General features: G+C 68.2%; 22 protein-coding genes. 9 read left to right on the top strand and 13 right to left on the bottom strand.

Going from position 1 to position 26,970, the window contains the following annotated elements:
- The first annotated feature begins 23 nt into the window (after positions 1-23).
- The 5 genes from KHU32_RS18040 (at position 24) to KHU32_RS18020 (ending at position 8,675) form a co-directional block, all read left to right on the top strand.
- Positions 24-6,482: a hypothetical protein gene (locus KHU32_RS18040; RefSeq protein WP_213671535.1), complete on the top strand. Its 6,459-nt coding sequence runs from the start codon at positions 24-26 to the stop codon at positions 6,480-6,482.
- Positions 6,483-6,534: 52 nt separating this feature from the next.
- Positions 6,535-7,245, top strand: a complete 711-nt coding sequence (locus KHU32_RS18035) for a hypothetical protein (RefSeq protein WP_213671534.1) — start codon at positions 6,535-6,537, stop codon at positions 7,243-7,245.
- Between the two features lie 162 nt (positions 7,246-7,407).
- On the top strand, positions 7,408-7,818 hold the full coding sequence (locus KHU32_RS18030; protein WP_213671533.1) for a hypothetical protein: 411 nt from the start codon (positions 7,408-7,410) through the stop codon (positions 7,816-7,818).
- Between the two features lie 337 nt (positions 7,819-8,155).
- Entirely contained in the window at positions 8,156-8,401 is a 246-nt protein-coding gene (locus KHU32_RS18025; protein ID WP_213671532.1) for a hypothetical protein, read from the top strand.
- Position 8,402: 1 nt separating this feature from the next.
- Positions 8,403-8,675, top strand: a complete 273-nt coding sequence (locus KHU32_RS18020) for a hypothetical protein (RefSeq protein WP_213671531.1) — start codon at positions 8,403-8,405, stop codon at positions 8,673-8,675.
- On the opposite strand, the gene KHU32_RS18015 is transcribed toward KHU32_RS18020, so the two are convergent.
- The gene (locus tag KHU32_RS18015; RefSeq protein WP_213671530.1) at positions 8,662-10,290 is read right to left on the bottom strand and encodes a DUF6538 domain-containing protein; all 1,629 of its coding nucleotides are present in this window, start codon (positions 10,288-10,290) and stop codon (positions 8,662-8,664) included. The genes KHU32_RS18020 and KHU32_RS18015 overlap by 14 nt on opposite strands.
- 58 nt (positions 10,291-10,348) lie before the next feature.
- Positions 10,349-10,996 carry a nucleotide sugar dehydrogenase gene (locus tag KHU32_RS18010; RefSeq protein ID WP_213671529.1) on the bottom strand — a complete coding sequence of 216 codons (648 nt, stop codon included), beginning with the start codon at positions 10,994-10,996 and terminating at the stop codon, positions 10,349-10,351.
- An 82-nt stretch (positions 10,997-11,078) separates the two neighbouring features.
- On the opposite strand from KHU32_RS18010, the gene KHU32_RS18005 reads away from it, so the two are divergent.
- Genes KHU32_RS18005 through KHU32_RS17995 form a run of 3 tightly spaced genes read left to right on the top strand, consistent with a single transcriptional unit; the run spans position 11,079 to position 13,646 of the window.
- A complete protein-coding gene (locus tag KHU32_RS18005) occupies positions 11,079-12,035 on the top strand; it encodes a Bug family tripartite tricarboxylate transporter substrate binding protein (RefSeq protein WP_213671528.1) in 957 nt (318 codons plus the stop codon).
- A 10-nt stretch (positions 12,036-12,045) separates the two neighbouring features.
- Complete coding sequence (locus tag KHU32_RS18000; protein WP_213671527.1) at positions 12,046-12,927, top strand: isocitrate lyase/PEP mutase family protein; 882 nt, start codon at positions 12,046-12,048, stop codon at positions 12,925-12,927.
- A 5-nt stretch (positions 12,928-12,932) separates the two neighbouring features.
- On the top strand, positions 12,933-13,646 hold the full coding sequence (locus KHU32_RS17995) for a haloacid dehalogenase type II (RefSeq protein WP_213671526.1): 714 nt from the start codon (positions 12,933-12,935) through the stop codon (positions 13,644-13,646).
- Between the two features lie 40 nt (positions 13,647-13,686).
- Here KHU32_RS17995 and KHU32_RS17990 read toward each other — a convergent pair whose 3' ends face one another.
- The 10 genes from KHU32_RS17990 to dusB all read right to left on the bottom strand — a co-directional run bounded on the left by KHU32_RS17990 (position 13,687) and on the right by dusB (position 25,166).
- Complete coding sequence (locus KHU32_RS17990; protein ID WP_213671525.1) at positions 13,687-14,517, bottom strand: inositol monophosphatase family protein; 831 nt, start codon at positions 14,515-14,517, stop codon at positions 13,687-13,689.
- On the bottom strand, positions 14,514-15,821 hold the full coding sequence (gene hflX, locus KHU32_RS17985; RefSeq protein ID WP_347265573.1) for a GTPase HflX: 1,308 nt from the start codon (positions 15,819-15,821) through the stop codon (positions 14,514-14,516). The genes KHU32_RS17990 and hflX overlap by 4 nt, the downstream gene beginning before the upstream one ends.
- A 4-nt stretch (positions 15,822-15,825) precedes the next feature.
- Positions 15,826-16,200 (bottom strand): RNA chaperone Hfq, encoded by a 375-nt coding sequence (hfq, locus tag KHU32_RS23165; RefSeq protein ID WP_249681287.1) that lies wholly within the window; start codon positions 16,198-16,200, stop codon positions 15,826-15,828.
- 68 nt (positions 16,201-16,268) lie between these two features.
- Positions 16,269-16,928 carry an HAD family hydrolase gene (locus KHU32_RS17975; protein WP_213671524.1) on the bottom strand — a complete coding sequence of 220 codons (660 nt, stop codon included), beginning with the start codon at positions 16,926-16,928 and terminating at the stop codon, positions 16,269-16,271.
- Positions 16,925-17,800 carry a D-amino-acid transaminase gene (locus tag KHU32_RS17970; protein WP_213671523.1) on the bottom strand — a complete coding sequence of 292 codons (876 nt, stop codon included), beginning with the start codon at positions 17,798-17,800 and terminating at the stop codon, positions 16,925-16,927. Before KHU32_RS17970 ends, KHU32_RS17975 begins: the two co-directional genes overlap by 4 nt.
- A gap of 31 nt (positions 17,801-17,831) precedes the next feature.
- Positions 17,832-19,226: a nitrogen assimilation response regulator NtrX gene (gene ntrX, locus KHU32_RS17965; RefSeq protein WP_213671522.1), complete on the bottom strand. Its 1,395-nt coding sequence runs from the start codon at positions 19,224-19,226 to the stop codon at positions 17,832-17,834.
- On the bottom strand, positions 19,216-21,468 hold the full coding sequence (locus KHU32_RS17960; protein ID WP_213671521.1) for a sensor histidine kinase NtrY-like: 2,253 nt from the start codon (positions 21,466-21,468) through the stop codon (positions 19,216-19,218). The genes ntrX and KHU32_RS17960 overlap by 11 nt, the downstream gene beginning before the upstream one ends.
- Positions 21,469-21,472: 4 nt before the next feature.
- On the bottom strand, positions 21,473-22,912 hold the full coding sequence (gene ntrC, locus KHU32_RS17955; RefSeq protein ID WP_213671520.1) for a nitrogen regulation protein NR(I): 1,440 nt from the start codon (positions 22,910-22,912) through the stop codon (positions 21,473-21,475).
- Complete coding sequence (locus tag KHU32_RS17950) at positions 22,909-24,066, bottom strand: two-component system sensor histidine kinase NtrB (protein ID WP_213671519.1); 1,158 nt, start codon at positions 24,064-24,066, stop codon at positions 22,909-22,911. Before KHU32_RS17950 ends, ntrC begins: the two co-directional genes overlap by 4 nt.
- A gap of 59 nt (positions 24,067-24,125) precedes the next feature.
- Entirely contained in the window at positions 24,126-25,166 is a 1,041-nt protein-coding gene (gene dusB / locus KHU32_RS17945) for a tRNA dihydrouridine synthase DusB (RefSeq protein WP_408887856.1), read from the bottom strand.
- 113 nt (positions 25,167-25,279) lie between these two features.
- Here dusB and KHU32_RS17940 point away from each other — a divergent pair, with 113 nt between their 5' ends.
- The gene (locus KHU32_RS17940) at positions 25,280-26,422 is read left to right on the top strand and encodes a bifunctional 2-C-methyl-D-erythritol 4-phosphate cytidylyltransferase/2-C-methyl-D-erythritol 2,4-cyclodiphosphate synthase (RefSeq protein WP_213671518.1); all 1,143 of its coding nucleotides are present in this window, start codon (positions 25,280-25,282) and stop codon (positions 26,420-26,422) included.
- 25 nt (positions 26,423-26,447) lie between these two features.
- Here KHU32_RS17940 and KHU32_RS17935 read toward each other — a convergent pair whose 3' ends face one another.
- Positions 26,448-26,960 carry a DUF2271 domain-containing protein gene (locus tag KHU32_RS17935; RefSeq protein ID WP_213671517.1) on the bottom strand — a complete coding sequence of 171 codons (513 nt, stop codon included), beginning with the start codon at positions 26,958-26,960 and terminating at the stop codon, positions 26,448-26,450.
- Positions 26,961-26,970: the final 10 nt, after the last annotated feature.

The raw sequence follows: 26,970 nt of genomic DNA, 5'->3' as shown, positions 1-26,970 counted from the left end.
CGTAAACACGGGGGGGGGGCGGATTGGTCGACTATAGAGGCGCACGGGGGTCGAACACTGGCGACGACTTCCACGAACTGTGGGCCACCAGGCAGGCTATCGGCCTGCTCGACGCCGCGAGTGGCCTGGAGGCCCTCGCACTCGAAGGCACCCTAGAGCCGGGCGCCCCCGACACCTGGGATGGAGTGGACTGCACCCTTTACTTTGGCGGGGAAGACGCTGCTTCAGCCGAGCGTGTGCGGCTCGAGCAGCTGAAGTACTCCGGATCGTCCCCGGATACGCCTTGGACGGTAGCAAGGTTGACCTACGTGCGTCCGCCAGCGAAGGCCCCCGAGGTTGCGACAGGATCCGCCAGCAAGCCTCGCGCGCCCAGGGGGAACAAGCAGGGTAGAATACCGCGGCGCGAAGTCGGAGATGGTTCTGTTCTCTCCCGGATGGCGAAAGCGTGGGCGGAAATGCGCGCGCTCAGGCCTAGCAAGCCATCCCCAGAGGTGGCGCTTGTTACCAATCAGCCCATCGCGCCCGAGCTAAAGGCCGCTTTCGACCGGGCCGCCGCAAACTCGGCAACAAACGCGACGACCGCTCCACAACCCGACGAGTCCGATGAGGGGAAGCTCCTGCGCGCGTCGGGTTTGACACCTGAGGACTTTCGCGAATTTGCAGCATGTATGGACCTTGTCTCCGGCACGGGTTCCCGGTTCGCTCTGGAGGATCGGGTGCTGCGCGCGATGGCAGAGTGGTCCGACGACGACGCTCGGGCCGATACCCTCGTCCTGCGGCAGTTTGTCCGCGAGCGAATGCTGCCGGAGCACGACCGGTCACCGATTACGCGGGAAGGAGTCATGCTCCAAGCGCTGGGAGCATCCGACCGAAACGCGCTGTTCCCCTGCCGAGCTGACTTTAAGCCTACAGACAAGCTCGTACGGCGTGCTTCAGTCGAGGAGGCGGGCCGCCTCCTCGTCACGGAGCCACTTCTCTGCCTTCACGGCGAGGGCGGCGTGGGGAAGACCACAGCGCTCCGTCAGATCGAGGGTGGCCTGCCGGAGGGGTCGGTCATGGTGACTTTCGACTGTTACGGTGGCGGCCGTTATCTCGACCCGGCCGAGCTACGCCACCATCCGGCGGACGCGTTCACCCAGCTAGCGAACGAAGTAGCCACGCGCCTCCGCCTGCCGCTGCTACTGCGGCGCCATGGAAACACAGACTTCCCGCGCATGTTCATGGAGCGGCTTCGCCGGGCGGCGGTGGCGCTCGCCGCCCGTAATCCTGGCGCCCTGCTGATCGTAGCAATCGACGCGGCGGACAACTCCATCACCGCCGCCCGTGAGAGACCCGCCCCGGAACCTTCCTTTGTCCATGACTTCGTTCGACTGGGGTCGCTCCCCGGGAACGTTCGGTTCGTCGTTACTGCCAGGACGGGGCGCCTGGACACCCTGGGGCTACCTGACGGCTATCGGCGTTTGCCTATTCCCGCTTTCGCGCTGGGAGAGACGGAGGAGTTCGTGCGCCAGCAAAGGGCGACGATCCCCGGCCAGGCGTGGATAACCGAGTTCCATGCGCTTTCCGGCGGCATTCCCAGGGTACAGGCCTACGCATTTGAGGGTGGTGGGCAGGACGAAGACGCCCCGCTTGCCCGCCTTCGCCCAGGCAAGTCTCTTGACGCGGTCTTTGAGGAGCGGTTCGGAGAGGCGCTGGCGAAGAACGGCAGCTCCGGTGGAGTAAGTGCTGTCTGCGCCGGATTGATCGCGCTCGCTCGGCCGGTTCCCCTTCCCGCACTAGCCGCCGTGCTCCGAACGAACGAGCACCACGTCAGGGACGTCTGCCGAGACCTGGCACCCGGCGTGCGGGTCGAGGGAGACGCCGTGGCTCTCGCTGACGAGGACTTCGAGGCCTTCGTCCGCGCGCGAGCCGAGCGCGAGCTAGCCGAGGTGCGCGATCGGACCGCCAGCTGGCTCCTATCTCGGGCGGGGACGGAGGCGTACGCAGCCCTCCATGTCGGCCCTGCTCTGGCGGCAGCTGGGCGCTTTCCGGAGCTGCTGGACCTTGTCGAACGGGAACCGGTGCCGCGCGCGGTGAGCGACCCGATTCAGCAGCGAGAGGCCGAGTTGCAGCGTCTGACCTTGGCTGTTGCCGCTTCGCGCGCCGCCGGGGACCCGTCTAGGGGGCTACGCTACGTTCTGATCGGGGCCGAGGGGCACGGAAAGGACAAGGCGCTCCAGACCCTCCTCGCCGACAATCCTGACCTTGCCGCCCGGTTTGCCGCCGACACCGTGGGACGGCTCCTACTCTCCGACCCCGACTACCGGTCGGGCCACGGCCGGATCTTATACAATCGCCTCGTCGTACACGCGGAGCGAGAGGATAGCATATCGTACCGGGAGGACAGCCGCGCCATCGCTGCTTGGAACCAGGCAAGGATGCGGATGCTCCGTAAGGACCAGAGGGGTCGGACCGACCCGTGGCCACTCGACTCCATTGCCGTAGCGGCAGACACCGAAGCCGCTCTGAAGCTATTCGGTCCCGCTGCCGGCTTGAAGCAACTCGATCGTTGGTCTCCCCTTAGTGCGCGCGTAGACGTCGCGCTGGACCTGCCTCCGCGCCTCATCGCAGAGGGACGGGCGGCTGACCTCGAAGCACTCCTCGCGACGGGCGACTTGAGCTCGCTGGCTGGCGTCTTCCTCCGGGTTCCACTGGCCCTGGCGGGTCAAGACGTGGACGACGCCACCCTCGAGGCCGGGCTGCTGCACCTCTCTCGGCTCCTGCGGAGCGGCAAGGGCATAGATGGTTACCTGCAGCGGACCGACCAGCCAGCGCGCCTTATCGACCTGCTGCTGACGGGCTGCGAGATCCTGACAGCGCGCGCCCCGGCGTTGAGGGGTGTCGACACAATACTCGTCCGCCTGCTGGAGGGCGGTCGGCGGCGCATTGACCGCAATAACGCGTCCAACCCAGTAAGGCTTGACGTGGTTTTCCGGGCCTATGCCCTGCTCGAGGCGAGATCCGGTAAGCGCCCCACAGCTTTGGGTGTCTTCGAGCCTCGGCCTGAAGCGCCGAAGGACGCACAGGGCCGGACCGTTCGCGACGAGGATGCAAAACGGCATGACCGCGAGATACATGAAATTGCGGGGGCGGTGTTCCCCTCCTACGCCGCCGTATCCTGCGCTCTCACTGGCATGGACGTCAGCGACCAAGCCGTTGCTGCGCTCCGGTCAGCTGCAGGTTCCCTGGACCGGGAAAAGTGGCGACTGGAGCGAGAGCCTAGCTTCCAGGCCATTCGGTCACTTGTGGCCCGGAACCTGCTGACGCTCCTGACGGCCGGTTACGGTCCTGAGACGCTTCATGAGCTGGCAATGGCGATAGCCGGTGGCTGGACAGGCGGCGAAGGCGCCCCGGACGCACTTCTAGTGTCCCGGCTTTCACTGCGGCTGGAGATTCACGACGCCGTCATTGCCTCGCTTACTGCTTCGGCGACGGAAACGCACAGCATGCGGCTCGGGGCGCGGTCGAAGTCGGAGAGCCTCGTAGCCCATGCTCGTCTCCTGTTGCCTCTAAGCCGGGATGATGCCGGAGGCGTGTTCCGAATGGCGGTCGAGGCCGCGGGAGAACTGGACACCGAGATTTGGGGACAGCTCATACTTGTCGAGAAGCTTGTCCGGCAAGCTAGTGTGGCAGTAGCCGATCGGCGCGCGACGGCCCTGTACCTGGGTGAGGTGGTGGCCGACGCGGCTGTGCGCCTCGACGGCATGCGCCACTTCCCTTGGGCGGAGGCCATGGCGGCCCTGGCCGGGCTGAATCAGCCGATCGCGCTCGCCGCAGCCTCGCGGTGGGAAGCTCGGAGCGTCGTCCAGCTATGGGAAACACTCCCTTCTGTGCTTCGAACGGGCTTGGCGGAGGGCTCGTTGACGCCCGGGGAAGCCGGGGCGCTGTCTCTATGCTTGGAGACCGACCACGAGTTGCTCGAAGAGAGCCTTCGAACATCACAAGGGCTCCCAGCTGCCACGCGGCGGGTGCTTCGAGAGGAGGCCGCGAGAGACATGCTCCTGCGCACCGGCCGGGCTGATGCATCGGAGGACATCTGCGCGGCCCCCGAAGCAGAACTCGGGCCCCTGTCCCGAGCCCTCGCCGATCGGGAGCGGTTCAAGAAAGCGTTGCCACCGCCGCGAACCGAACGCGAAGCGCCAAATCCTAGTAGCGGCGACGCGCTTGCCGTTGCGCATACCTGGACAGCCGAGGTCGTTACAGACGGCGCGGCCCTCGCCGCGTCCATCCACACGCTCCAAGAGTCCGCGCGGATCGGCCGAACATACCTCTCTCTGGGATCGATACTCTCCGCAGCTCGGAGAGTGGTCCCGGCCCGCGCACGGACGGGACACCTGGACGCGATCGTCGCTCTATCGGAAGAACACGGTCGCAGAGAGGTTGTCCGTGCGCTCACTGAGGCACTCGGCGCCTGGGACAGCCCGGCGGTCACCACCTGGTGTAGGATGGTATTGCCGGGCCTTGTTAAGGACTGGCTCCCGGCCATCTCCACCGGGCTGCCTTACGGCCGGGACGAGATCACCCCGTTGCTTGACAGGGCGGGAATGGATCGCGACAAACGGCGCGATCTGTTGCTCGAGGCCGTTCAAGCGCATGTGGACGGGCTCGGTCCCGAGGCTTTGCTCGGGCACGTTGGGATAATTGCTGCCCTTCTCCCGCCGGAATCCGTGGCCGATCTACTGGAGTGGTACGTTCAGCGCCTCGCATCGCGCATCCGCGAAACGGACCTGGAGCGTGTCGGCACGAAAGCAATCCCGGAGGACCCAGCGGGTGCAATCGGTCGCTTCTTGATGGCACAGATGGGATCTCCAGACAGCCGCGCCCGCTGGCGGGCCGGGCACGCAGTGCGTCGCCTTGCCCGAACCGGCGACATCCGCGCTGTCGAAGGCTTCGCGAGAGAGTTCGGTCGTTCCGAAGAACCCGTGTTCTCCGGCCCCACGCCTGCCTACTACCCGCTCGCTGCTAGGCTGTGGACCGCCATCACCCTCGACCGCGTAGCGGCCGAGCGGCCTGACGCCTTGATTGCAGCAGCCTCGGCCCTCCTACGCACGGCGCTCGACGAAGATTTCCCCCACCTCCTGCTCCGTGCTTTCGCGCGCGACGCCTGCCTTAAGCTGGTGGACGCGGGCGTGATGACCCTTTCGCCCCAGGAAGCTGCCCGGCTCGCGGCGGTGAACCGATCGACGCTGCCCACTGTCAAGGCGGACCACCGCCATTTGCGGGAGGACGGGCGCCATATGCTTTCTCGCGAGAACCGCCGGTTCAGATTCGATATCATGGACACCGTACCGTACTGGTACGCACCGATATGGTCCGCCTTCGCAGAGCCCGTGGGCGCGCGTTTCCTGGACGCAGCCGAACGGTGGATTGTGGACGTGTGGGGCTGGCCCGAGGAACGGGTACGATCTGCACCAAAGCTGCACTGGAGACTACGTCACGACCGGGAATACGCGCTGCGGCGGCACGGCCATGGCTCCCGGCCGGTGATCGAGGTCCTGGACACGCACCTCGAGTGGCACGCGATGTGGTGCGCCGCGGGCGAGCTGCTGAAATGTGTGCCGCTCGCAGCAACCGAGCCGCAAGACTGGGATAATCTCGACCATAGGGTGCGGCGGGAGCAGCTATACGAGCCTCCGCTGTGGGCGGCAGACCTGCTCGTACCGACGCCGCTTCATCCGCGGCACTGGACGCTCGGAGACGGACCGTTAGCGGATTGGGTTGCAGCGATCCGTGAACCGGACCACCGGGTTGGAATGTTCCCTCCCGAGCGCGAGATTTACGTCACGGTCGCCGGCGACGAGAATACGATCAGCTCCGACCGCTCCCAGGAAATCGTTATCTCCAGCGCGCTTGTAGAGCCTTCGACGGCGCCCGCGCTGTTGAACGCTCTACAGACTATGGACGATTCCTGGGACTACAAACTGCCGGAAGAGGGGGAGGAGAGCTTTGAGATTGACACGCCTCCCTACCAACTCCTGGGCTGGCTCGTCAGACCCGAGCGGGGCGACAGCATCGAAGAGCATGATCCATTCCATGGCCAGGCACGTTGCGTTACTTCATCGCCCGGCGTTCGCGTCCGGCAGGCATGTGGCCTCACACGGGATGCCTCCGGGGCCCCGCGGTGGGCACGCCCAGGCTCCGACGAGCCGATGTTCGTATTCGAGGTGTGGGGCGAGCAGGAGCGTGACGAGAACCGAGAGCAGACTGTCCGTTCGACCGGTTGGCGGCTCCTAGCGCACCAGCAGCAGCTACGGGAATTCTTGCAGGGCCAGGGACTGGGTCTGGTGATCGAGTTGGAGGTAAGGCGACGTGGCAACGGAACCCGACGATACACTGGCGAGGAAGGTGCCGATCCACCGGAGGCTCGGTTCGACAGGGTCTACCGCCTCAATCCCGAGGGCGACCTCGACATCGCCGAAGGACGTCTTGGGTCTTGGTCGTGAGCTTGTCCGAAACCTTAACCTCGATGACCGGGGCGCAACACTGGAGCGGTGGATGGCTCACCATCTTGCTGCGCTCATCTCCGAGGCGGAGGCCGCGAGCGGTGATGCCAAGGCGGCGGCCGAGAGTCGCGCGGCCGACCTGATTCTGCGCTTATGGGAAAAGCGCCGTGACCTGCACGAGGCAGCCGACCCGCTCGGTCCTTGCCGCGACGCGGTCGAGGTGCTCTCGCGCATGCGGGCGGAGCGCAATCCCTGGCTTGCCCATCGAGGACGTGGCGGTTCGGAAGGATTGCTCGCCGACCTCTTCGATAACATGGCCAAGGTTGTTGTCGGCGGCATCCTCCTGACGCGCGCCCGAGAGCTACGCGAGATGTCACCCGCCGAGGAGGCCGCCCTGTCGCCTGAGGAGGTGGCGCTGCGCGAGCAACTCGCTTGGTGGGAGGAAGCTGTAACGCCGGACATCGACCACAGCCTGCCCCCGCTTTTACGCATCCTGACCCGGGCCGCTGCCGGAGCGCCGGTCCAAGAGGTCGCGCAGGAGGCACCCGTGGAATCGAGTGACGCCGATCCGGCTCAAGAGGACGCTGCCGAGGAAATGACGGCCGCGCGTGACGAGGCCCTGGCTGAACTATCCAGCAAGCATGCGGAGATCCTTCCCGAAGCGCGACGGCCGCAGGAGCGGGTCACCGAGGCTCTGGAGCGCCTTCAGGCCAAGCTCGCGCGCCTCATCGAAGCTTGGAAAAGTGGGCCCAGCCGGGACTGAACTCCACGCGCGGCCAACCCGTGTCGAACATCATTCCTGCTGTCGTGCGTACCAGCAACTCATACCGAACATGTGTCATGTGGTCGCGCCCCTCGAAAGTACGACGCAAGGAACTCACCAGGGTCATAGACCCGCAACGGTCGTAGGCGACGAGCTGAACGAGTGGGTAGCGGATACGAATTCGAGGTCAAGGGAAAAGCGATGCAAACCCATTGGGCAAAGTACAGCTACATCTACGAGAAGCTCATGATGGCGGTTCGATCGCTTGCCGTGTCCCATGGCACGCTGCGGGAGCGCCTTCATGCCTCTTACCTCGCCATGTACACGCTCGATCTCGGCGAGACTTCATGGGCGAGTGCGGACGACCGTGCCAAATTTCAGCACATCGTCCACCGTCTCACGAGCGTACAGGACCCAGCGCGCGGCGCCCTTGCTGCGACTCTGGAGGCAATGCGGGAGGACGAGATGGAGTCCGTCGCGGAAGTCATCTGGTCGCTGTTCCTGAGCTACGCCTACCTCGATGCGGAAGCCCAGGTCCGCTCCGACCTCCAACATGGAAGTGACCTGTCGTGACGCAAGCGAGAGCTGCCACCTGCCCCGTCCTGCACCCGGTGCAGATTTAACCAGTGCAGCCACCCATTCCTCTTGCTTCAACGAAAGCACATACAACGAGTGCGACGGGCCGTTCTTATCGCCCGGCAGCGGGCCCGGACGAGGCTAGGGAGGCCTGGGAGACCTCCTGGGCATACTCCGCCTTGCCACGGCCGATGGCTTATGAAGCGGCTGAGAAAGCCATATGGGATGCGCTGCCGGGCCTCCGTGCCCTCGCCCGGGGTTGAGCGAGGGGCCGAGCGACCAGCCGAGCTTCAAGGGCCTTTTTGCATTCCGCCCAGCACGGCACATTGCCGTCATGAAGGTTTTCTCGTGGGACACTGGCGAAACGCTGCTCATCGGCCGCTGCGATGTGGCGGACGATGGCGAACTAGCACATGACGTGCCGCTCTTCGGAGCAAACTCCATCATCATGGAGCGCTACGGGATCGGAGAGGTGAACATCTTCCGGCCGGACGGCAGCTACGTCACCGAGCGCGGAGTGCTTCTGGTCCCAGGTCAGGACCCTGCGCTGCTGCCCGGCTGGCAACCGCTGGCATCGTGACGTGGCCGGGGAGAACTACCTTGGCCCGGGGTGGTTCCAGCCAGCGCGGGTAGGGATCGCCTCGAAGCTCACCGAGCCGCAATGGCGCCTCCTCCGCATCATCGCGGCCTCTGACGGCCCGCCTGCCCAGCCCTTCGGGATGACCAGCTTGGCGGCGCTGCTCCGGCATGAGCTGGTCACTGAACGTGACGGCATTCCTGTTCTCACAGACCTCGGTGGCGACGTATTGGCCGAGGCGGACGGCGAAGCCCCGCCCTCCTTCACCCCGGATTGAGCGGGTCTGGCACCCGGCGGAGGTCTTCCAGTGTCTTGGCCGGCTTCCTGGAACGAGGGTCCACGTAGGAGTCACCTGAACCGTGATTCGCTTCGTGGCCTAGCAGGGCATCTTGCACGTGTAGCTGGACACCGAGGTCTATCAGCGAATTTTTCATCCGATGGCGGAAAGAGTGCGCAGGAGCTGTCCGCGCATCTGTGACCCCGGCGCTGCGCACCCATACCGACATTCGCTTGGTCGCCAATCCTACGCGGTCACCGCGCTTGCTCTTTACGTCGGGGAAGAGCGGGGCGTCCGGATCGTCGGGCAGCGTGACGAGGTGGGCCGTGAGGTCCGACAAGAGCGCGGGATGCACGGGCACCATGCGAAGCGCGGCGGCCGATTTCAACGGGCGTTCGGGGGTGGGCACGATGTCGAAGATCAGCACGCCATCCACCTCGCATATGTCCCGCCGCCGGAGCCCGACAAGCTCGGATATGCGCATCCCGGTGAAGCAGAGGATGGGTGCCGCAAAGCGGAGGAAGCCCTGTTCCGCACGGGCAGAAGTCAGCAGCGTCACGGCCTCCTGATCCGTATACCCACGGCGCCCATCCAGCCTTCGACGGGGCTCTTTCGGGGCGACCTTTGAGAAAGGGTTGGCCTCCAACTTACCTCTGTCCACCGCAAGGCCAGCGACGCTGCTCAAGGAGAGCAAGCAGTCGCGCACTGTCTTAACCCCTAGGCCCTTCTCCAGCAGATCGGCGGTCCAGTTGCCGGCGTCCTGCTTCGTGACTCTTCGGATGTCGTCATAACCCAGGAATTTGGCGAGCTGGGCGAAGCGACGCGTGGCGGCTTTCAATGTGCGAGGGGCAGGCTGACGTTCAGCGGCCCATGCCTTCAAAAGCTCGGCGGCCGGCAACGGCTTTACGGCCGGTGCGGGTGCAGGCGGCGCTTCCATGAGGCTGTGAAGGTCATGGAATGCCGGATGCGGTGGCGGTGTGCCGTGATCGCCAAGACGATGAAGGGAGCGGTGTGCATTCTCGGCCTCGGCAGCCAGTAGCAGCCGGGCAGCATACAGGCGCAGCGCGTCGGGTACGTTGCCGAAGCCATGGGCATGCATGACGGCATCAATGCGCTTCGTGTTGCCATTTGCGATGGTGGAGACAATCGGCTTCTTGGCGGCAGGATCAGCCGATGCAACCGGTTGCAGAGTTTCGGCGGTGACGCTCGCGGATGCTTCTTCCACGGCGGCGGCTAAGTCGGTGAGGTGCGTGGCGTCCTCTCGGCGAAGGTCAATGAGCGCGTTGGCCGTGCCGGTCGCCAAGGCATGTGCATCGGCGGCTTCAGCTTCGCGCTCCGCCATGTGGAAGCGGCGGCGGATGGCTTCGCGGATCGTGGCCTCTGTGGGCTCGGACAGCGGTGCAACGGCGTCGAGCGTACGACGCGCGCGGTCCAGCTCAGCCTCCAATTCCATCATGGCCGGGTGGTATCGCTTCGCCGCGATCTTCCTGTCTGGGGTGCGGAGACTTGCCCATAGCTCGCCCTTCTTGATGACGGGCCGAAGCTCCGGCGGAACGACCCGCCGAATGGTCCAGTTTCTATCTGTGCCTTGGCGTAAGTAGGGCAGCTTGGCCACGTCTTTTTTGTCCATCCGTCGATGATGCGATGGAGCAGTTTTCTGAGGCAAGACGGCCTTATACCTGGGTTTCGAGGGGGCGCCCCTCGCGTTCCGACAGTTTCACCATCTCGGCCGTCGCGGCATCCGTGCCGTGCACCGCGCCGCGCACGAAGAGGCGATAAAAGGCGATCGCCTTCCGCGTGGCCTCGGGCGTGAGGCCGCCGGCCACGCGCTCGTTCTGCTCGAGCTCGGCGAGGATACGGCCGGGCAGCACGCGCTCCGGCCCATAGGCGACGGCGATTTCGTCCAGCTCCGGCCGCAGCTCGCCGAGAAGCGCGCCGATCCGCGCCGTCGTCCCGATCGGGCTCGTGCTCTCCAGCAGCACGAGGTCTCCGAGCTTCAGGGCGGGAGCCAGCGCATGTGCAGCCTCCAGCACGTGATCGAGGACGGCCCTGCGGTCGGGGCCCAGCGGCGTGGGCACCGCGATGACGAAGACATCGGCCGGCGGCGGCTCGGCATGCAGCGTGAGAAGCCCCTCGCGCAGCCCCTGCCGCAGCAGCGTCTCGACCCCCGGCTCCGCCAGATGGCATCGCCCGGCGGCGAGGCCTTCGCGGAGCCGGGCATCGACATCCACGCCCTGGACGCAGATCCCGCGGCCGGCCAGCAGGACCGCCGTCGGCAGGCCGACATGGCCGAGGCCGATGACCGTGACGCTTCGTGCCATGCTCCATCCCCCACGATGGCAGGGCTTCCGCAACAGCCCCCCACGCGCGAGACTGCCGCAAAACACCAAGGGGAACACCAGGATGATCGGACGGAGGACCGCCCTCGCGCTGCCGGCGCTGCTTCCAGGCCTCGCCGCCGCCCAAGTGGCCTGGCCGCAGCGCCCCGTGCGGCTCATCGTTCCCTATGCCGCCGGCGGCGGCACCGACATCCTGGCCCGCGCCCTCGGCGAGGCGCTGCGGCCGCACCTGCCCTTCCCCATCGTCGTCGAGAACCGGGCCGGCGCGGCCGGCGTCATCGGCTCGGAGGTCGTGGCGCGCTCGGAGCCCGACGGCCATACGCTGATGGCCGTGGTCTCGACACATGTCATGAACCGGCACGTCCTGTCCTCGCTGCCCTACGACCCGATCCGCGACTTCGCGCCCATCGCCATGCTGACGCGCAACACCATGGTGCTGGCCGCCTCCAACGCCCTGCCCTTCACCGATCTGCCCAGCCTCGCCGCCTTCGCCCGCGCCCAGCCGACGCGCCTTTCCACCGGCAGCACCGAGGCGCTGTCGAGCTTCATCGGCCAGGAGCTGGCGCGGCGCCTCGGTGCCGAGATCCCGGATGTGCAGTACCGCGCGGGCAGTCAGCTGATGACCGACATCGTGGCCGGTAACCTGCCCATGGGCTGGACGAGCACCGCCAGCGCCACGCCGCATATGAGCAGCGGGCGCGTCCGCATCCTGGCCGTGAGCACCGCGACGCGCACGCCCTTCTTCCCCGAGGTGAAGACGGCCCAGGAGCAGGGAATTCCCGACTTCGACCTCGCGGGCTGGGTCGCGCTCCTTGGCCCCGCGCGCCTGCCGGGGACCCTCGCGGGCGTCATCCATGGCCATGTGGAGCGCGCCTTCGCCGACCAGGCCTTCCAGGCGCGGCTGACGGCACTCGGCATCGAGCCGGATCTGCGTCCCCCCGCCGCCTGCCTCGAGGCCATGCAGCGTGAGGACCGCCTCTGGGCCGCGGCCTCGGCGGCTGGCACACTTCCCAAACAATAGGAAACGCATCGTGGCGAACCCCTCCCTGAAAGCCTGCTTCGACCGGAAGAAATTCGTCGTGGCGCCCGGCATCTTCGACATGATCAGCGCCAAGGTGGCGGACGGCATGGGCTTCGACTGCCTCTACGTCACGGGCTTCGGCACCGTCGCCTCCGGCCTCGGCCTGCCCGATGCCGGCATCGCGACCTATACCGACATGATCTCCCGCATCGGCCGCTTCGCGCAGATGTCGAGGACGCCGGTCATCGCCGATGCCGATACCGGCTATGGCGGCCTGCTCAACGTCCGCCATACGGTGATGGGCTACGAGGCCGCGGGCGTCTCGGGCATCCAGCTCGAGGACCAGGAGGTCCCGAAGAAGTGCGGCCACACGCCGGGCCGCCGCGTCATCCCCGCCGAGGAGATGGTGCTGAAGATCAAGGTGGCGGCCGAGGCGCGGCGCGACCCGAATTTCCTCATCGTCGCGCGCACCGATGCCCGCACCGGGCTCGGCCTCGAGGAAGCGATCCGCCGCGGCCGCATGTATGGCGAAGCCGGCGCCGACATCGTCTTCATCGAGAGCCCTGAGAGCGAGGCGGAGATGGTCGCGATCGGCAAGGCCATCACCGACAAGCCGCTGCTGGCCAACAACGTCGAGGGCGGCCGCACGCCAATCCTCTCCAAGGCGCGGCTGGAGGAAATCGGCTACGGCATCGCCATCTATCCGGCCGTCGGCTTCCTCGCCGCCGCGGCCGCGCTGGAGCGCGCCTATTCCCACCTCAAGACGGCGGGCGACAGCAACGGGCTGCCCGCTTCGGAGAGCTACGGCTTCGGCCGCATCTGCGAGCTCATGGGTTTCCCCGAGGTCTGGGATTTCGAACGACGCTGGGCGCAGCCGGCGGCAAAGGAATGAGTGGAATGAAACAGGTCAAGGCTCTCGTTTTCGACGTCTTCGGGACGGTGGTGGACTGGCGCAGCGGCGTCGCTCGCGAATTCGCGAGCTTCCTCCCCGCGCATGGCCGCCCGGACCTCGATCCCTTCGCGCTCGCGGATTCCTGGCGGAAGCTCTACCAGCCGGGCATGGAGGAATGCCGCTCCGGCCGCCGCCCCTTCACGCGCCTGGACGTCCTGCACCGCGAGAGCCTGGAGAAGGTGCTCGCCGCCAACAACATCACGGGCGCCAGCGAGGGGGACCTGGATCACCTGAACCGCGCCTGGCACCGGCTCGATCCCTGGCCGGACGTGCTGCTGGGGCTGTCGCGGATGAAGCGGAAGTACTTCCTGGCGCCGCTCTCCAACGGCAATATCGCGCTGCTCGCCAATATGGCGAAGCGGGCGATGATCCCCTGGGACGCGATCCTCGGCGCCGAGCCGGTCCAGGCCTACAAGCCGCAGCCCGAGGCCTATCTGCGCACCGCCGAGCTGCTCGCCCTGAAGCCTGAGGAGGTCTGCCTCGTGGCCGCGCATAACGGCGACCTTCGCGCGGCGGCCAAGGCGGGTCTCAGCACCGCCTTCGTCGCGCGCAAGACCGAGCATGGCGAGGGCCAGGCGATCGACCTCAGCGCCGAGGATCCCTGGGACTGGGTGGGCACGGATTTCGTGGACCTGGCCGCCAAGCTGGGCTGCAGCTGAACGGAAGCCGGGCCGCGATCGGGTGATCGCGGCCCGGGCCTCAGTCGTCGCCGAAAAGCGTCGCCATCGCCTCGGCATGGCTGTTAGCATCGGGGGCGCAGACGAGGCCCCCGCTATGCCGGCGCGGCGAATAGGCGGCGCCGTCGAACTGGGCCGAATAACCGCCGGCCTCGGCATGGATCAGCACGCCGGCCGCGTGGTCCCAGGGCATCAGGCGGTTATAGACCAGCAGATGCGCGCCGCCCGTCGCGACGAGCCGATATTCATGCGCGGCGCAGCGGAAATTCAACGTGCCCGCCAACCGCGCGAGGCGCGGCAGCACGCGCGCCTTGCGCTCCGGCGGCATGTAGCCCCAGGAAATCGCGCCGACCATTTCGGAAGGCGGCTTGGGCGGTGCCACGCGGCAGTCGTGCCGCGCGCCATCCGAGGCCTGGACCCAGGCACCCTCGCCGCGCAACCCGATGACCGTGTCGTCGCCCATCGGGTCGTGGATCCAGCCGGCGATGGTCTCGCCATTGCGCACGGCGGCCACCATCACGCCGAAGAGCGGCACGCCGGCCGCGAAATTCGCCGTGCCGTCCACGGGGTCGATGATGAAGCAGAGCTCTGCTTCCGCCATCCTGTCGAGCAGGGTGGGATCGGCCGCGGCCGCCTCCTCGCCGAGGATCATCGCCTGCGGGAAGCGGGCAGCGAGGGCCGCGGCGATACGCCGCTCCGCCGCCTCATCGGCCTCGGTCACGAGGTCGAGCGGCCCGGCCTTGGTCCGGATATCGCCGGCCGAGAGCCGGCGGAAGCGCGGCAGGATCTCCGCCTGCGCGGCATCGCGCAGCACGGAGGCGACGTCTTCCGCCTGACCGGCCGAGACCCTCATGCCAATTGGGCGAAGCGGGCCCGGTCCATCGGCGACAGGCGCACGGTGAGGCGGATCAGCCCCTCCTCCTCCACGCGCTCGACCACCTCGCCGTGGCGGTAGAGCCAGGCGAGCCGGGCACCGTCCTCGGGCGGCAGCTCGAAGTGCTCGGTCACCATGCTGGCCGAGAGCCGTTCGTCCAGCACCTCGCGCAGCGCATCGAGCCCTTCGCCGGTCAGCGCGGAGACCGCCAGGCCGTCGGGCGCACGGCCCGCGATCGCCTCGGTGCCGCCGAGCAGGTCGGCCTTGTTAAGCACCTCGATGCTGCGGGCGCGCCAGCCTTCGTCGAGCGGCGCGTCCGGCCCATCGGCCATCTCGTCCAGCACCGCAACGACGTCGTTGCGCTGCGCCACACTGTCGGGATGCGAGACATCGCGCACATGCAGGATGATGTCGGCGGCCGCGACCTCCTCCAGGGTGGCCCGGAAGGCCTCGATGAGCTGGGTCGGCAGTTCGCTGATGAAGCCGACGGTGTCGGAGAGGATGGCATGCCGGCCGGAAGGCAGCGTGATCTGCCGCATGGTCGGGTCCAGCGTGGCGAAGAGCTGGTCCTGCGCATAGACGGCCGCGCCCGTGAGCGCGTTGAACAGCGTGGACTTGCCGGCATTCGTGTAGCCGACCAGCGCGATCACCGGGAAAGGCACGCGCTCGCGCGCCTTGCGGTGCAGGCCGCGCGTGCGGCGCACCTGCTCCAGCTCCTTCTTGAGCTTCACGATCCGCTCGCCGATCAACCGCCGGTCGATCTCGATCTGCGACTCACCGGGGCCGCCGAGGAAGCCGAAGCCGCCGCGCTGGCGCTCAAGGTGCGTCCAGGACCGCACGAGGCGCGTGCGCTGGTATTCGAGATGCGCGAGCTCGACCTGCAGCGAGCCTTCGCGCGTGCGCGCGCGCTCGCCAAAGATCTCGAGGATGAGGCCCGTGCGGTCGATGACCTTGGCGCCCCATTCGCGCTCCAGGTTGCGCTGCTGCACGGGGGTGAGCGCCGCGTCGACCACGACGAGCTTCGCCTCCTGCTCCTCCAGCGCCTGCCGCACCATGGCCACCTGGCCCTCGCCCAGCAGGGTCGAGGGACGGCGTTGCCGCAGCGGGTGGATGCCCGAATGGACGATGGTCACGCCGATGGAGGCGGCCAGGCCCACCGCCTCGGCAAGGCGCGCCTCCGCCGCGCGCGGCATCGCCCCCGCGGGGGCGAATTCGAGCACGTTGGAACGCTGGGCGCGTTCATAGGGCAGGATGACGGCGGCCCGCGTCGGGGCCGGCGTCACGTCCTCACTCGTCGCGCGCAGCGGCGGGCTCCCGTGATCCAATGGTCAGCGTCGTCTCGCGCAGCGGGGTGGAGGCGGTCGTCGCGCCCTGCGTCGTCGTCCCCTGCACCGCGCCAGCGGCCGTTCCCTGAGCCGCAGCCGCGCCCGCAGCCTGCGGATCGAACAGCATGATCGGCGCACCCGGCATGACGGTGCTGATCGCGTGCTTGTAGACAAGCTGCGTATGCCCGTCCCGGCGGAGCAGCACCGAGAAGTTGTCGAACCAGGTAATAATCCCCTGGAGCTTGACGCCGTTCACCAGGAACACCGTCACCGGAGTTTTGCTTTTCCGAACGTGGTTCAGGAACACGTCCTGCACGTTCTGGGATTTCTCGGCCATAACGGCCTCCTTCTTGTTTTTGAACGGCACCCGAAGGGCCGCACATGAAGCGCCGGAATGTCGTGCCTCTAGCCCCCCTTGTCCAGGGCCCCGAGCCAGCGCGCGAGGGCCTCGCCGTCGGCAAAATGAATGTCCGGACCAAGGGCCTGGACACCCCCGTCATGCGCCGCATCCCCTAGTAAAACGGCCCTGCAGCCCGCCGCGCGCGCGGCCTGCAGATCGATCCCGGTGTCGCCCACGTACCAGATGTGGTGTCCCGCGCGCAGGCCCATGCGTGAGAGGCAAAGCTCCAGCGGCAGGCCGGAGGGCTTGTCCTCCCTGGCGTCGCCGGCACCGACGAGCGCGCCGAAGCGGGGCGTCCAGCCGAGATGCTCGGCCTCGAGCCGCAGCAGCGGTCCCTGCTTGTTGGAGACGACACCGAGCGGCAGGTGCGACGCGGCATCGAGCATCGCGAGCGTGCCGGCCAGCGGCGTGATGACCTCGAGATGCGTGGCCCGGACGCCTTCATAGAAGATGTCCCGCGCGCGCTCCCACTCGTCGCCGAAATGCTCGGGGAAGCTGTCGCGGAGCGACTTGCGGACGTTCGCCAGCACCTCCTCGCGCGACCAGGCGGGCTTGCCGAAGGCGGCGAAGGCGGCGTTGAGGCCGGCCTGGATCGCCGCCCAGCCGTCGATAAGCGTGTTGTCCCAGTCGAAGAGGATCGCCGCGGGGGCGGTATCCGCCGTCACGGCGCGTTGCCCGCGCTGGCGTTCACATGGCGCGTGAAGATCTCGAAGAGCCGGCGCGTGACAGGACCGACCTTCCCGTCGGCAACGTCGCGGCCGTCGATGCGCACGATCGGCTTCACGAAACTCGTCGCGGAGGTGAGGAAGGTCTCGCGCGCATTCCGCATCGTCTCGAGGCTGAACTCGCCGAGGGTGTAGTCGATCCCCGCCGCCTCCAGCTCCGCCATCAGCGCGCCGCGGGTGCAGCCGGGCAGGATGGAATGGTCGAGATGGCGGGTGCGCAGCACGCCCTCCGCATCCACGATCCAGAAGGAGGTGGCGGCGCATTCGGTGACCATGCCGGTCGCCTCGTTGTAGAGGATCGCCTCCGCCGCGCCGGCGTCGCGGGCAGCCTGCCGCGCCAGGACATTTGGCAGCAGGTTGACGGTCTTGATGTCACAGCGCGCCCAGCGAAGGTCGGGATAGGTGACCGCGGAAATCGCCGTCGCGTCGATATCCTTGGGATAGGGAGCGATGCGCTTTGCGGTCACCACCATGGCGACCGGGACCGGCTTCTTCGGGAAGGCGTGGTCACGAGGCGCGACGCCGCGCGTGACCTGCATGTAGACCAGCCCGTCCGCCGTGATCCGGTTCCGCCGCAGGACCTCCAGCAGCACGAGGCGCAGGGAGGCACGGGGCATCGGCATGGGCAGCCGGATTTCGGCCAGCGAACGCTCCAGCCGGCCGAGATGGCGCTCCTCGTCGACGAAGCGGCCGCGATGGACGTGGACCACCTCGTAGATGCCGTCGCCGAGCTGGTAGCCCCGATCCTCGATGTTCACGCTGGCGTAGCGCTGAGGCAGATAGGCCCCGTTGACGTAGGCGATCTTCGACATGCCGGCTCTTCCGTAGGAGACGGGCCGAAGATTACGCCGTCCCCGCAGCCCTGTCTTCCGCCTGCACACCCAGGAATTTGAGCTTCCGGTGCAGCGCGCTGCGCTCCATGCCCACGAAATTCGCGGTGCGGCTGATATTGCCGCCGAAGCGCAGAAGCTGCGCCTCCAGATACTGGCGCTCGAACATCTCGCGCGCCTCGCGCAGCGGCAGGGTCATGATCTCGCTCGAGCGATCGAGCCGCAGCATGGACGGCGCGGCGGAGACGATCTCGGGCGGCAGGGCCTCGGCGCGGATGGGCTGCCCCTGCTCGCCCGGCGCCATGATCAGCAGCCAGTCGATCAGGTTACGCAGCTGGCGGACATTGCCCGGCCATTCGTAGGTCTGCAGCGCGGCGATCGTGTCCTCCGCGAGGCTGCGCTGCGGAAGCCCGGACGTCTCGACCGAACGCGAGAGGAAGTGGCGGGACAGGGCCGGCACATCCTCCCGCCGCTCGCGCAGCGCGGGCATGCGCAGCGGCACGACCGACAGGCGGTAGAAAAGATCCTCGCGGAAGCGGCCCGCGGTGATCTCGGCCTGGAGATCGCGGTTGGTAGTGGCGATGACCCGCACATCCACCTTCACGCGCGTGGCGCCACCGACGCGCTCGAAGCCCTGCTCCTGCAGCGCGCGCACGATCTTGCCCTGGGTCTCGAGGGGCATGTCCGCCACCTCGTCCAGCAGCAGCGTGCCGCCATGCGCCCGCTCCAGCGTGCCGGCGCGCCGGGGCTGGTCGCCCTGCGGCTCGACGCCGAAGAGCTCCTCCTCGATTCGGGCGGGATTCAGCGTCGCGCAGTTCAGCGCGATGAAGGGGCCGTCCGCCCGGCGGGAGCGCGCGTGCAGCATCCGTGCCGCGACCTCCTTGCCGGTGCCGGCCGGCCCGCTGATGAGGACGCGCGAATTGGTGGGCGCCACGCGGTCGATGGCGGCCCGCATCTGGGCCATGGCCTGGGAGACGCCCACCAGCTCCGTCTCGGAACCGGCGCGCAGCCTGAGGTCGCTTACCTCGCGGCGCAGCTTCGCCGCTTCCAGCGCGCGGGAGACGATCAGGAGCAGGCGGTCGCTCTTGAACGGCTTCTCGATGAAATCGTAGGCGCCCTGCTGGATCGCCTGCACCGCCGTCTCGATTGTTCCGTGGCCGGAGATCATGACGCAGGGGATATGCGGCTCCTCGCGATGCATCGCATCGAGGATGCCGAGGCCATCGAGGCGCGAATTGGCCAGCCAGATATCGAGGATCACCAGCGAGGGTCGCCGCCCGCGGAAATGGGCGAGCGCGGTGTCCGAGTTATGTGCCTGGCGGGTCTCGTAGCCCTCGTCGGAAAGGATGCCGTCAATGAGCGAACGGATATCCGGTTCGTCGTCGACGATCAGGATGTCATGCGCCATTTCCGCGCTCCATCACTTCACCTTCCAGAATTTCAGCATCCCTCGCAGGCAGGAACAACTCGGCGCGAACCCCCTGTCCTCCCGAGGCGTCGCCCAGCACGATCCGCCCCCGGTGGTCCTCCATGATCTTCTTAACGATGGCAAGACCAAGGCCGGTTCCCTTCGCCTTGTGGGTCACATAGGGCTCCGTCAGGCGATCGACCTCGACTCCGTCAGGCAGGCCAATTCCATCATCCTCCACGGCGATAACAAGCATGTCGCCATCCGGATGCAGGCTCACGCGAATATGGCCGAGGGGGCTCGGCTTCTCCCGCCCCTCATCCTCATCCCGCTGGACGCGCATGGCAATGGCGTCCGCCGCGTTGTTCAGCAAGTTGATGAGCGCCTGGTTGATCAGGCGCCGATCGCAGGCGCCGAAGACAGGGCGATCGGGCAGATCCGTGATCCAGGCGATCTCCGGGCGGGAGTTCTGCTGGAGGATCAGGGCGTCGCGCACGATCTTGGCGATCTCCTCCGTGCGGATCACCGGCTGGGGCATGCGGGCGAAGGCGCTGAACTCGTCCACCATCCGGCCGATATCGCCCACCTGCCGCACGATGGTGTCGGTGCAGGCGGTGAAGGTCTCGGGGTCGTCGTGGATCTGCTTCAGGTAGCGGCGCTTGAGGCGCTCGGCGCTGAGCTGGATCGGCGTCAGCGGATTCTTGATCTCATGGGCGATTCGCCGCGCGACATCGGCCCAGGCCGCCTGCCGCTGCGCGGTCAGCAGCGCCGAGATGTCGTCGAAGGTCAGCACATGGCCCTGCTGCTCCATCTCCGGCGAAAGGCGCGCCAGGAGGGTGCGGCGGGCATTATGGGGCCCGATGCGGATCTCGGCCGTGCGCGTGCTGCCGGGATTGGCGAGCAGCGTCGCGAATTCGGGCGCGATCTCGGCCATGGGGCGCCCGATCTCGCGCTCCAGGTCGATTCCGAGCAGCTGGCTGGCGCTGCGATTCGGCAGGTTCACCCGCAGCTCGGCATCCAGGCCCACGATGCCGGCCGAGACGCCGCCCAGCACGGCCTCGGTGAAGCCCTGGCGTTCGGCGATCTGGCGATAGGCCTCCATCAGCTCGCTGCGCTGCGCGGCAAGCTGGTTGGTCATGCGGTTGAAGGCGCGGCTGAGGCTGCCGACCTCGTCATCCGCGTCGCCCTCCTCTACCCGGACGGAGAGGTCGCCGCCGCGCACCCGCTCGGCCGCCGTGATCAGGCGCGAGATGGGGCCGGCCAGCTGGTTCGCGAGCACGAGACCGATGAGGACCGCCGCCAGCAGCACCAGCAGCGAGCCGATGGCGAAGATCATCACGAAGGTGATCTGCAGCCCCTCGCGATTTCGATCGATCGCCTGATAGGCGGTCACCGCCGCCTCGGTGCGCTGCATGTGCTCGAGCACGGAGGAATCGACGGGCCGACCGATCATCAGCTGCAGGCCCGAGGTCGGGGTCAGCGCGATCACCGCGCGGACGCGATTCTCCTCCTCCACGGCGATGACCGCCACCTCGCCATTCGTCGCCTGCTCCATGGCCCAGTCGGGCGGCGGCGAGAGCTGGAAGGCCGAGCTGACGCCGGCATGCGCCACGATCCGGCCCAGCAGCGGCTCGAAGACCACGGCCTCGGTCAGGCCGCGCGAGCTGGCCTGGCTCGCGAGCACGCGGGCGAAGGCCAAGCTCTGCTCAGGCAGCAGGACGACGGCGCGGTTGAGGTCGTTGGCCATGGCCAGCGCATCGGCGCGGATATTGTTCTGGTGCTCCTCGAAATAGGCACGGCTCGCAGCCAGGGAGGCCTCCAGCGCGGTCCGCACCCGGTCGCTGAACCAGGCCTGGATGCCGAGGTTGAAGAAGCCGACCGAAAAGCTGGCGACCGTGATCGCGGGCACCATCGCCACGACGGAGAAAAGCAGCACCAGCCGCGTGTGCAGCCGCGAGCCCGCGGAGCCGCGCCGGCGCTCCGCCCAGACACGCACCAGCTGCCCGAGCAGCGAGGCGATCAGCAGCAGGATGATCGCCGTGTTCACGAGGAAGATGACGACGACCTGCCCCGGGCGCGTCGGCCCGAAGGGGCTGCCGTCAGACAGCAGGACGAAGGTGGCGATGCCCATCAGCAGCGCGCCGATGCCAAGGCCCAGGGTCACACCCCGGCCCAGCAGCATGTCGGCCATCCGCCGCAGCAGGGGCACCCGGACGCGCGGTGCGGCCGTGCGCTCGCTCATCACGTCATGAAAGCCCGCGCACGACCGGGAGCTCCAGGTCGCGCAACTTCTTGCGGAGCGTGTTGCGGTTGAGGCCCAGCAGCGCCGCCGCCTTGATCTGGTTACCCCGCGTGGCGCTGAGGGCCAGTCGCAGCAGCGGCCGCTCGACCTCGGAGATCACACGGTCGTGCAGGTCGCGGATGGGCATGCCGTCCTGATGGGCGGCCATGAACAGCTTCAGGTGGCGCTCGACCGCCTGCTCCAGCGTCTCGCTGCTGCGCGGCGCGCCCTCGCCCGGGACTTCCGCCTCGGCCAGCTCGGCGGCGACGGCCTCCTCTCCGATGATCTCCTGCGGATAGAGCGCCGCGAGGCGACGCATCAGGTTCTCGAGCTCGCGCGCGTTTCCGGGCCAGGCATGGAGCTTGAGCCGCGACAGCGCCTCCGGGCTCAGCGACTTGTGCGGCAGGCCGGCTGCGCGGGCGCGGTCCAGGAAGTGCCGGGCCAGGAGGGGGATGTCCTCCGTCCGCTCGCGCAGCGGCGGCAGGCGGATGGGCACCACATTGAGCCTGTAGAAGAGGTCCTCACGGAAGAGCCCGGCGCGGATGGAGGCGCGGAGGTCGCGATGGGTCGCGGCCACGATGCGGACATTGGCCTTCACGGGCGCCCGCCCGCCGACGGTGGTGAACTCGCCCTCCTGAAGCACGCGCAGCAGGCGGGTCTGCGCCTCGGCCGGCATGTCGCCGATCTCGTCGAGGAAGAGCGTGCCGCCGGCCGCCTGCTCGAAGCGGCCGACGCCGCGGGTCAGCGCGCCGGTGAAGGCGCCGCGCTCATGGCCGAAGAGCTCGCTCTCGATCAGCTCGCGCGGGATGGCCGCCATGTTGATGGCGACGAAGGGGCCAGTGCGGCGCTTGCCGTAGTCGTGCAGCGCGCGGGCGATCAGCTCCTTGCCCGTGCCGCTCTCGCCCGTGACCATGACGGTGAGGTCGGCCGTCGTGAGGCGCGCGACAGTGCGGTAGATCTCCTGCATGGCGGCACTGCGGCCGATCAGCGGCAGGCGCTCTCCCTCGCTCTCCTCCTCGGCCACCAGCCCGTTGGCCGGCTGCGCGAGGGCGCGCTCCACGACGCTCAGCAGTTCCTTGAGGTCGAAGGGCTTGGGCAGATACTCGAAGGCGCCCCGCTGAGCGGCCTTCACCGCCGTGGTGAAGGTGGACTGCGCGCTCATCACCACGACCTGGAGGTCCGGCCGCACCCGCCGCATGCGCGGCAGCAGGTCCAGCCCGTTCTCGTCGGGCATGACGACGTCCGTCACCACCAGATCGCCCTCCCCGTCCTCGACCCAGCGCCAAAGCGTGGAGGCCGAGGAGGTGGCGCGCACATGGTAGCCCGCGCGGCTCAGCGCCTGGGAAAGGACCGTGCGGATCGCCCGGTCGTCATCGGCGATCAGGATGGTGCGGGCTTCTGTCATTCATCGCTCTCTAGGCCCGGCTCGCCAGGAGGCGGGGCCGGCAGGGACAGGCGGAAGGTGGTGCGGCCCGGGCGGCTGTCGCATTCGATCAGCCCGCCATGGTTGGCGACGAGCTTGGCGACCAGCGCAAGGCCCAGCCCCTGGCCGCCCCGCTTGGTGGTCACGAAGGGCTCGAAGAGGGTGCTGCGCAACGGCTCGGGAATGCCGGGGCCGTTGTCGCGCACCATCACCTGCAGCGGCAGATGGACGCGCTCGTTGCTGCCGGGTACCGCGATGCGCACGCCGTGGTGATAGGCCGTGACGAGCTGGATCTCTCCCGGGCTGCCATTGGTCGCGCCCTGGGCCAGGGCCTCGGCCGCGTTCTTCACGAGGTTCAGCAGGATCTGCACGAGCTGGTCGCGCTCGCCCCAGACAGCGGGGAGCGAGGGGTCGTATTCCTGGACGATCCGCAGGTGGGAGGCGAAGCCGCTCTGCGCCACCCGGCGGACATGGTCGAGGACGGAATGGATATTGACCGCCCGCGGCTCGATCGGCCGGTCGGAGAACATCTCCATCCGGTCCACCAGCTTGCGGATCCGGTCGCTCTCCTCCTGGATCAGCGTGCAGAGCTCGCGGTCGCCCTCGGAAGCGCCCTGCTCCAGCAGCTGCGCCGCGCCCCGGATGCCGGAGAGCGGGTTCTTCACCTCATGCGCCAGCATCGCGGCCATGGCGGTCGCGCCCCGCGCCGCGCCCAGGAAGTGCAGCTGGCGGTCGAGCATGGCGGCGGTCGAGCCATCCTGCAGCGTCAGGACGACATGGCCCGGCAGGTCGGGCATGGGCGCGCCATAGACCGAGACCCCATGGCGGTGCAGGCGCGGGCTTTCCAGCGTGAGATCGTGATCGGCCACCGGGCTGTCCTGCATGCGCACCTGGTGCAGCAGCCCGAAGAGCCGGTTGTCGGGCGGCAGCAGCTCGCCCAGCGGCATGTCGAGCAGCGTCTGGGTGGAATGCTGGAAGAAGAGCTCCGCGGCCGGATTGGCAAAGCGGAAGCGCTCCTCGGCGTCGAGCACGACGGCCGGCATGGGCAGGGCCGAGAGGATGGCCGCCGCCTCCGGCAGCGCCGCACCACCCGGCCGCGGCGCAGGCGCCGCCTTGGTTGTCACGTCCCTGGTCATCCCTTCGTCCCCGGTATCAACGGGACGCGCCGCGTCCGCAGAGTGGAGACGCCGGAGCTTCATGCGGCTTCCCGGAAGGCGTCCTGCGTGGCCTCCACGCCGCGCTCGATCAGCGGCTCGTAGAAGCCGCGCATCAGCGCCTCCGCCTCCTCGGGCGTCTCCACGCGATTGACCTGCGAGCGGAACTCGGCGCTGCCGGGCAGGCCGCGCGAGTACCAGGCGATGTGCTTGCGGGCCATGCGCACGGCGTTCTTCGTCCCGTGATGGCTCAGCATCATATGGTAGTGGCGCAGGAGGATAGCGAGCTGCTCCTCCAGCGTCGGGTCCGGCAGGCGGACGCCCTCGTTCAGGAAGGCCGCGACCTGGCGCGGAAACCAGGGGCGGCCGTAGCAGCCGCGGCCGATCATCACCCCGTCGGCGCCCGAGCGCGTGAGGGCGGCGGCCGCGTCGTCCACGGTCAGGATGTCGCCATTGGCGATGACGGGGAGGTCCACCGCCGCCTTCACCGAGGCGATGAAGTCCCAATCGGCCACGCCCGTGTAGAGCTGCTGGCGCGTACGCCCGTGGATGGTGACCAGCCTGATCCCGCATTCCTGCGCGATGCGGGCCAGCTTCGGCGCGTTCAGGCTGTTATGGTCCCAGCCCATGCGCATCTTGAGCGTGACCGGCACGTTCACGGCCTTCACCGTGGCCTCGAGGATCGCGGCCGCCCGGACCTCGTCGCGCATCAGGGCGGAGCCCGCGCTCTGGCCGAGGGCCACCTTCTTCACCGGGCAGCCGAAGTTGATGTCCACGATGGCGGCGCCGCGATCCACCACCAGCTTGGCGGCCTCAGCCATGACCGAGGGCTCGCAGCCGGCCAGCTGCACCGAGGAGGGCGCACCGAAGCCGTCCGTCTCCGCCATCTTCAGGCTCTGCCAGTTCTCGCGGATCATGGCGGCCGAGGCGATCATCTCGCTGACCACGAGGCCGGTGCCCTCCGCGCGGGCGAGCCGCCGGAAAGGAAGGTCGGTGACGCCGGACATGGGGGCGAGGATCACCGGCGTTTCGATCGTCACGTCGCGCGACAGTTCGATCGGACGAAGACGGGTGCTCATCATTTGTGCAGCCATACGCAAAATGTCGTCCTGCGTCCACGCTGGGCATGCGTATGGCGTGTATTTCACCGCCTGGCTTCCGCAACCGGGGCGATCTGGCCTATGCGGGGCCTGACATGATCGCCGCTCTCCTCATGGCGGCCGGGCGCGGCGAGCGCTTCGGTGCGCCCGAACCCAAGCAATATGCCTCCCTCCTCGGCCGCCCGGTGCTGCGCGTGGCCGCCGAAGCGCTGCTCGCGGGGGGCCAGGTCCGCCTGCTCCAGCCCGTCTGCGCCGCCGGCGAGGAGGCGCGCGTCGCCGGCATGCTGGAGGGCCTGCCCCACCTGCCGCCCGTGACCGGCGGGGCCACCCGCCAGGAAAGCGTGAAGGCCGGCCTCGCGGCCCTGGCCGCGCACGCGCCGGAGGTGGTCCTGGTCCATGACGCCGCCCGCCCCATCGTCCCCGCCGGCACCATCGAGGCGCTGCTGGCCGCGCTGGAGACCAGCCCCGGCGCCATTCCGGCCCAGCCGGTCTCGGACACGCTGAAGCGTGGCGACGCGGCCCGGATCGGCGAGACCGTCGCCCGCGCCGGCCTCTACCGGGCCCAGACGCCCCAGGCCTTCCGCTTCGCCCCGCTGCGCGCCGCCCATGAGGCCGCGACCGCCGAGGCGACCGACGACGCCCAGCTCCTCGAATGGCAGGGAGCGGCCGTGGCGCTGGTCCCGGGCCATGAGAGCAACGTGAAAATCACCTTCCCAGAGGATCTCGCCCGCGTGGAAGCCACCCTCCTCCCCCGACTGCTGCCGCGCGTCGGCACCGGCTACGACGTCCATCGCCTGGTGCCGGGCCGCCCGCTGATCCTCTGCGGCATCACGGTTCCGCACGAGTTAGGCCTCGACGGGCATTCGGACGCCGATGTCGGCATCCATGCGCTGTGCGACGCCATCTATGGCGCGCTGGCGGAGGGCGATATCGGCCGGCACTTCCCGCCCTCCCAGATGAAGTGGAAGGACGCCGACAGCGCCCAGTTCCTCGTCCATGCCGCCGGCCGGATCGCCGCGCGAGGGGGCATGCTGGTCAATGCCGACGTCACGCTCATCTGCGAGCAGCCCAAGATCGGACCCCATGCGCCGGCGATGATCACGCGCCTCGCCCAGCTCATGGGCGTCGAGGAGAAGCGCGTCGGCGTGAAGGCCACCACCTCCGAGCGCCTGGGCTTTACCGGCCGCGGCGAGGGCATCGCGGCCCAGGTCGCGGTCAGCCTGCTGGTCCCGGACTGATCTCTCCGCCCGGGACCCGATGGGCTCAGGGCCGGGCGTTGAGCGCCACGGTCCCGAGCTCCGTGGAACCGGAGACGCTGGCCGACTGCGCCGCGGGCGGCCATTGCATCGGCACCCGGACGAGCTCGCGGCCGCCGGCCTCGCGCGTGACCTCGACCACGACGCTGTAGGTACCCGGCTGCAGGCCCGCCAGGCTTGGATTTGCAGGATCGACGAGCAGCTGGTGATGCCCCGGCGCGCGGGTCGCGCCGCTGACGCCATCGGCCGGCAGGGCCAGGTCGCGACCGCCGCGCCGCCACCACTGCCGCAGATCCCTCAGCCAGCGCTGGCCATGCTCGTTGCGCAGCTTGGTGTCGTACCAGACGGCGAGGTTGGCGACGGCCTCCTGCCGGTCATTCTCGATCCAGGCCGCCAGATAGGGCCGGTGGTACTCCGCGACGTTCAGCTGCGGGAGCTCGATGCTGACGCGGAGCTCCGCGCCATGGGCCGGCGCGGCGGCCAGCCCGACGGCCGCCACCGCGGTGAGAAGAGAACGCATGGGGTGATCC

It is taken from the genome of Roseococcus pinisoli, from assembly GCF_018413645.1.
Classification (GTDB): Bacteria; Pseudomonadota; Alphaproteobacteria; order Acetobacterales; family Acetobacteraceae; genus Roseococcus; species Roseococcus pinisoli.
This window is presented reverse-complemented; position numbering and strand designations above follow the sequence as displayed.

What these genes read in the sequence shown, in the direction of transcription:
- KHU32_RS17940 (WP_213671518.1), top strand. Translation starts at nt 25,280, where the DNA reads ATGATCGCCGCTCTCCTCATGGCGGCCGGGCGCGGCGAGCGCTTCGGT.
- ntrX (WP_213671522.1), bottom strand. Translation starts at nt 19,226, where the DNA reads ATGGCGCATGACATCCTGATCGTCGACGACGAACCGGATATCCGTTCG.
- KHU32_RS18005 (WP_213671528.1), top strand. Translation starts at nt 11,079, where the DNA reads ATGATCGGACGGAGGACCGCCCTCGCGCTGCCGGCGCTGCTTCCAGGC.
- KHU32_RS17995 (WP_213671526.1), top strand. Translation starts at nt 12,933, where the DNA reads ATGAAACAGGTCAAGGCTCTCGTTTTCGACGTCTTCGGGACGGTGGTG.
- KHU32_RS17990 (WP_213671525.1), bottom strand. Translation starts at nt 14,517, where the DNA reads ATGAGGGTCTCGGCCGGTCAGGCGGAAGACGTCGCCTCCGTGCTGCGC.
- KHU32_RS17935 (WP_213671517.1), bottom strand. Translation starts at nt 26,960, where the DNA reads ATGCGTTCTCTTCTCACCGCGGTGGCGGCCGTCGGGCTGGCCGCCGCG.
- KHU32_RS18035 (WP_213671534.1), top strand. Translation starts at nt 6,535, where the DNA reads ATGGCTCACCATCTTGCTGCGCTCATCTCCGAGGCGGAGGCCGCGAGC.
- KHU32_RS17960 (WP_213671521.1), bottom strand. Translation starts at nt 21,468, where the DNA reads ATGAGCGAGCGCACGGCCGCACCGCGCGTCCGGGTGCCCCTGCTGCGG.
- hfq (WP_249681287.1), bottom strand. Translation starts at nt 16,200, where the DNA reads ATGGCCGAGAAATCCCAGAACGTGCAGGACGTGTTCCTGAACCACGTT.
- KHU32_RS18025 (WP_213671532.1), top strand. Translation starts at nt 8,156, where the DNA reads ATGAAGGTTTTCTCGTGGGACACTGGCGAAACGCTGCTCATCGGCCGC.
- KHU32_RS18010 (WP_213671529.1), bottom strand. Translation starts at nt 10,996, where the DNA reads ATGGCACGAAGCGTCACGGTCATCGGCCTCGGCCATGTCGGCCTGCCG.
- KHU32_RS17970 (WP_213671523.1), bottom strand. Translation starts at nt 17,800, where the DNA reads ATGTCGAAGATCGCCTACGTCAACGGGGCCTATCTGCCTCAGCGCTAC.
- KHU32_RS17950 (WP_213671519.1), bottom strand. Translation starts at nt 24,066, where the DNA reads ATGACCAGGGACGTGACAACCAAGGCGGCGCCTGCGCCGCGGCCGGGT.
- ntrC (WP_213671520.1), bottom strand. Translation starts at nt 22,912, where the DNA reads ATGACAGAAGCCCGCACCATCCTGATCGCCGATGACGACCGGGCGATC.
- dusB (WP_408887856.1), bottom strand. Translation starts at nt 25,166, where the DNA reads ATGATGAGCACCCGTCTTCGTCCGATCGAACTGTCGCGCGACGTGACG.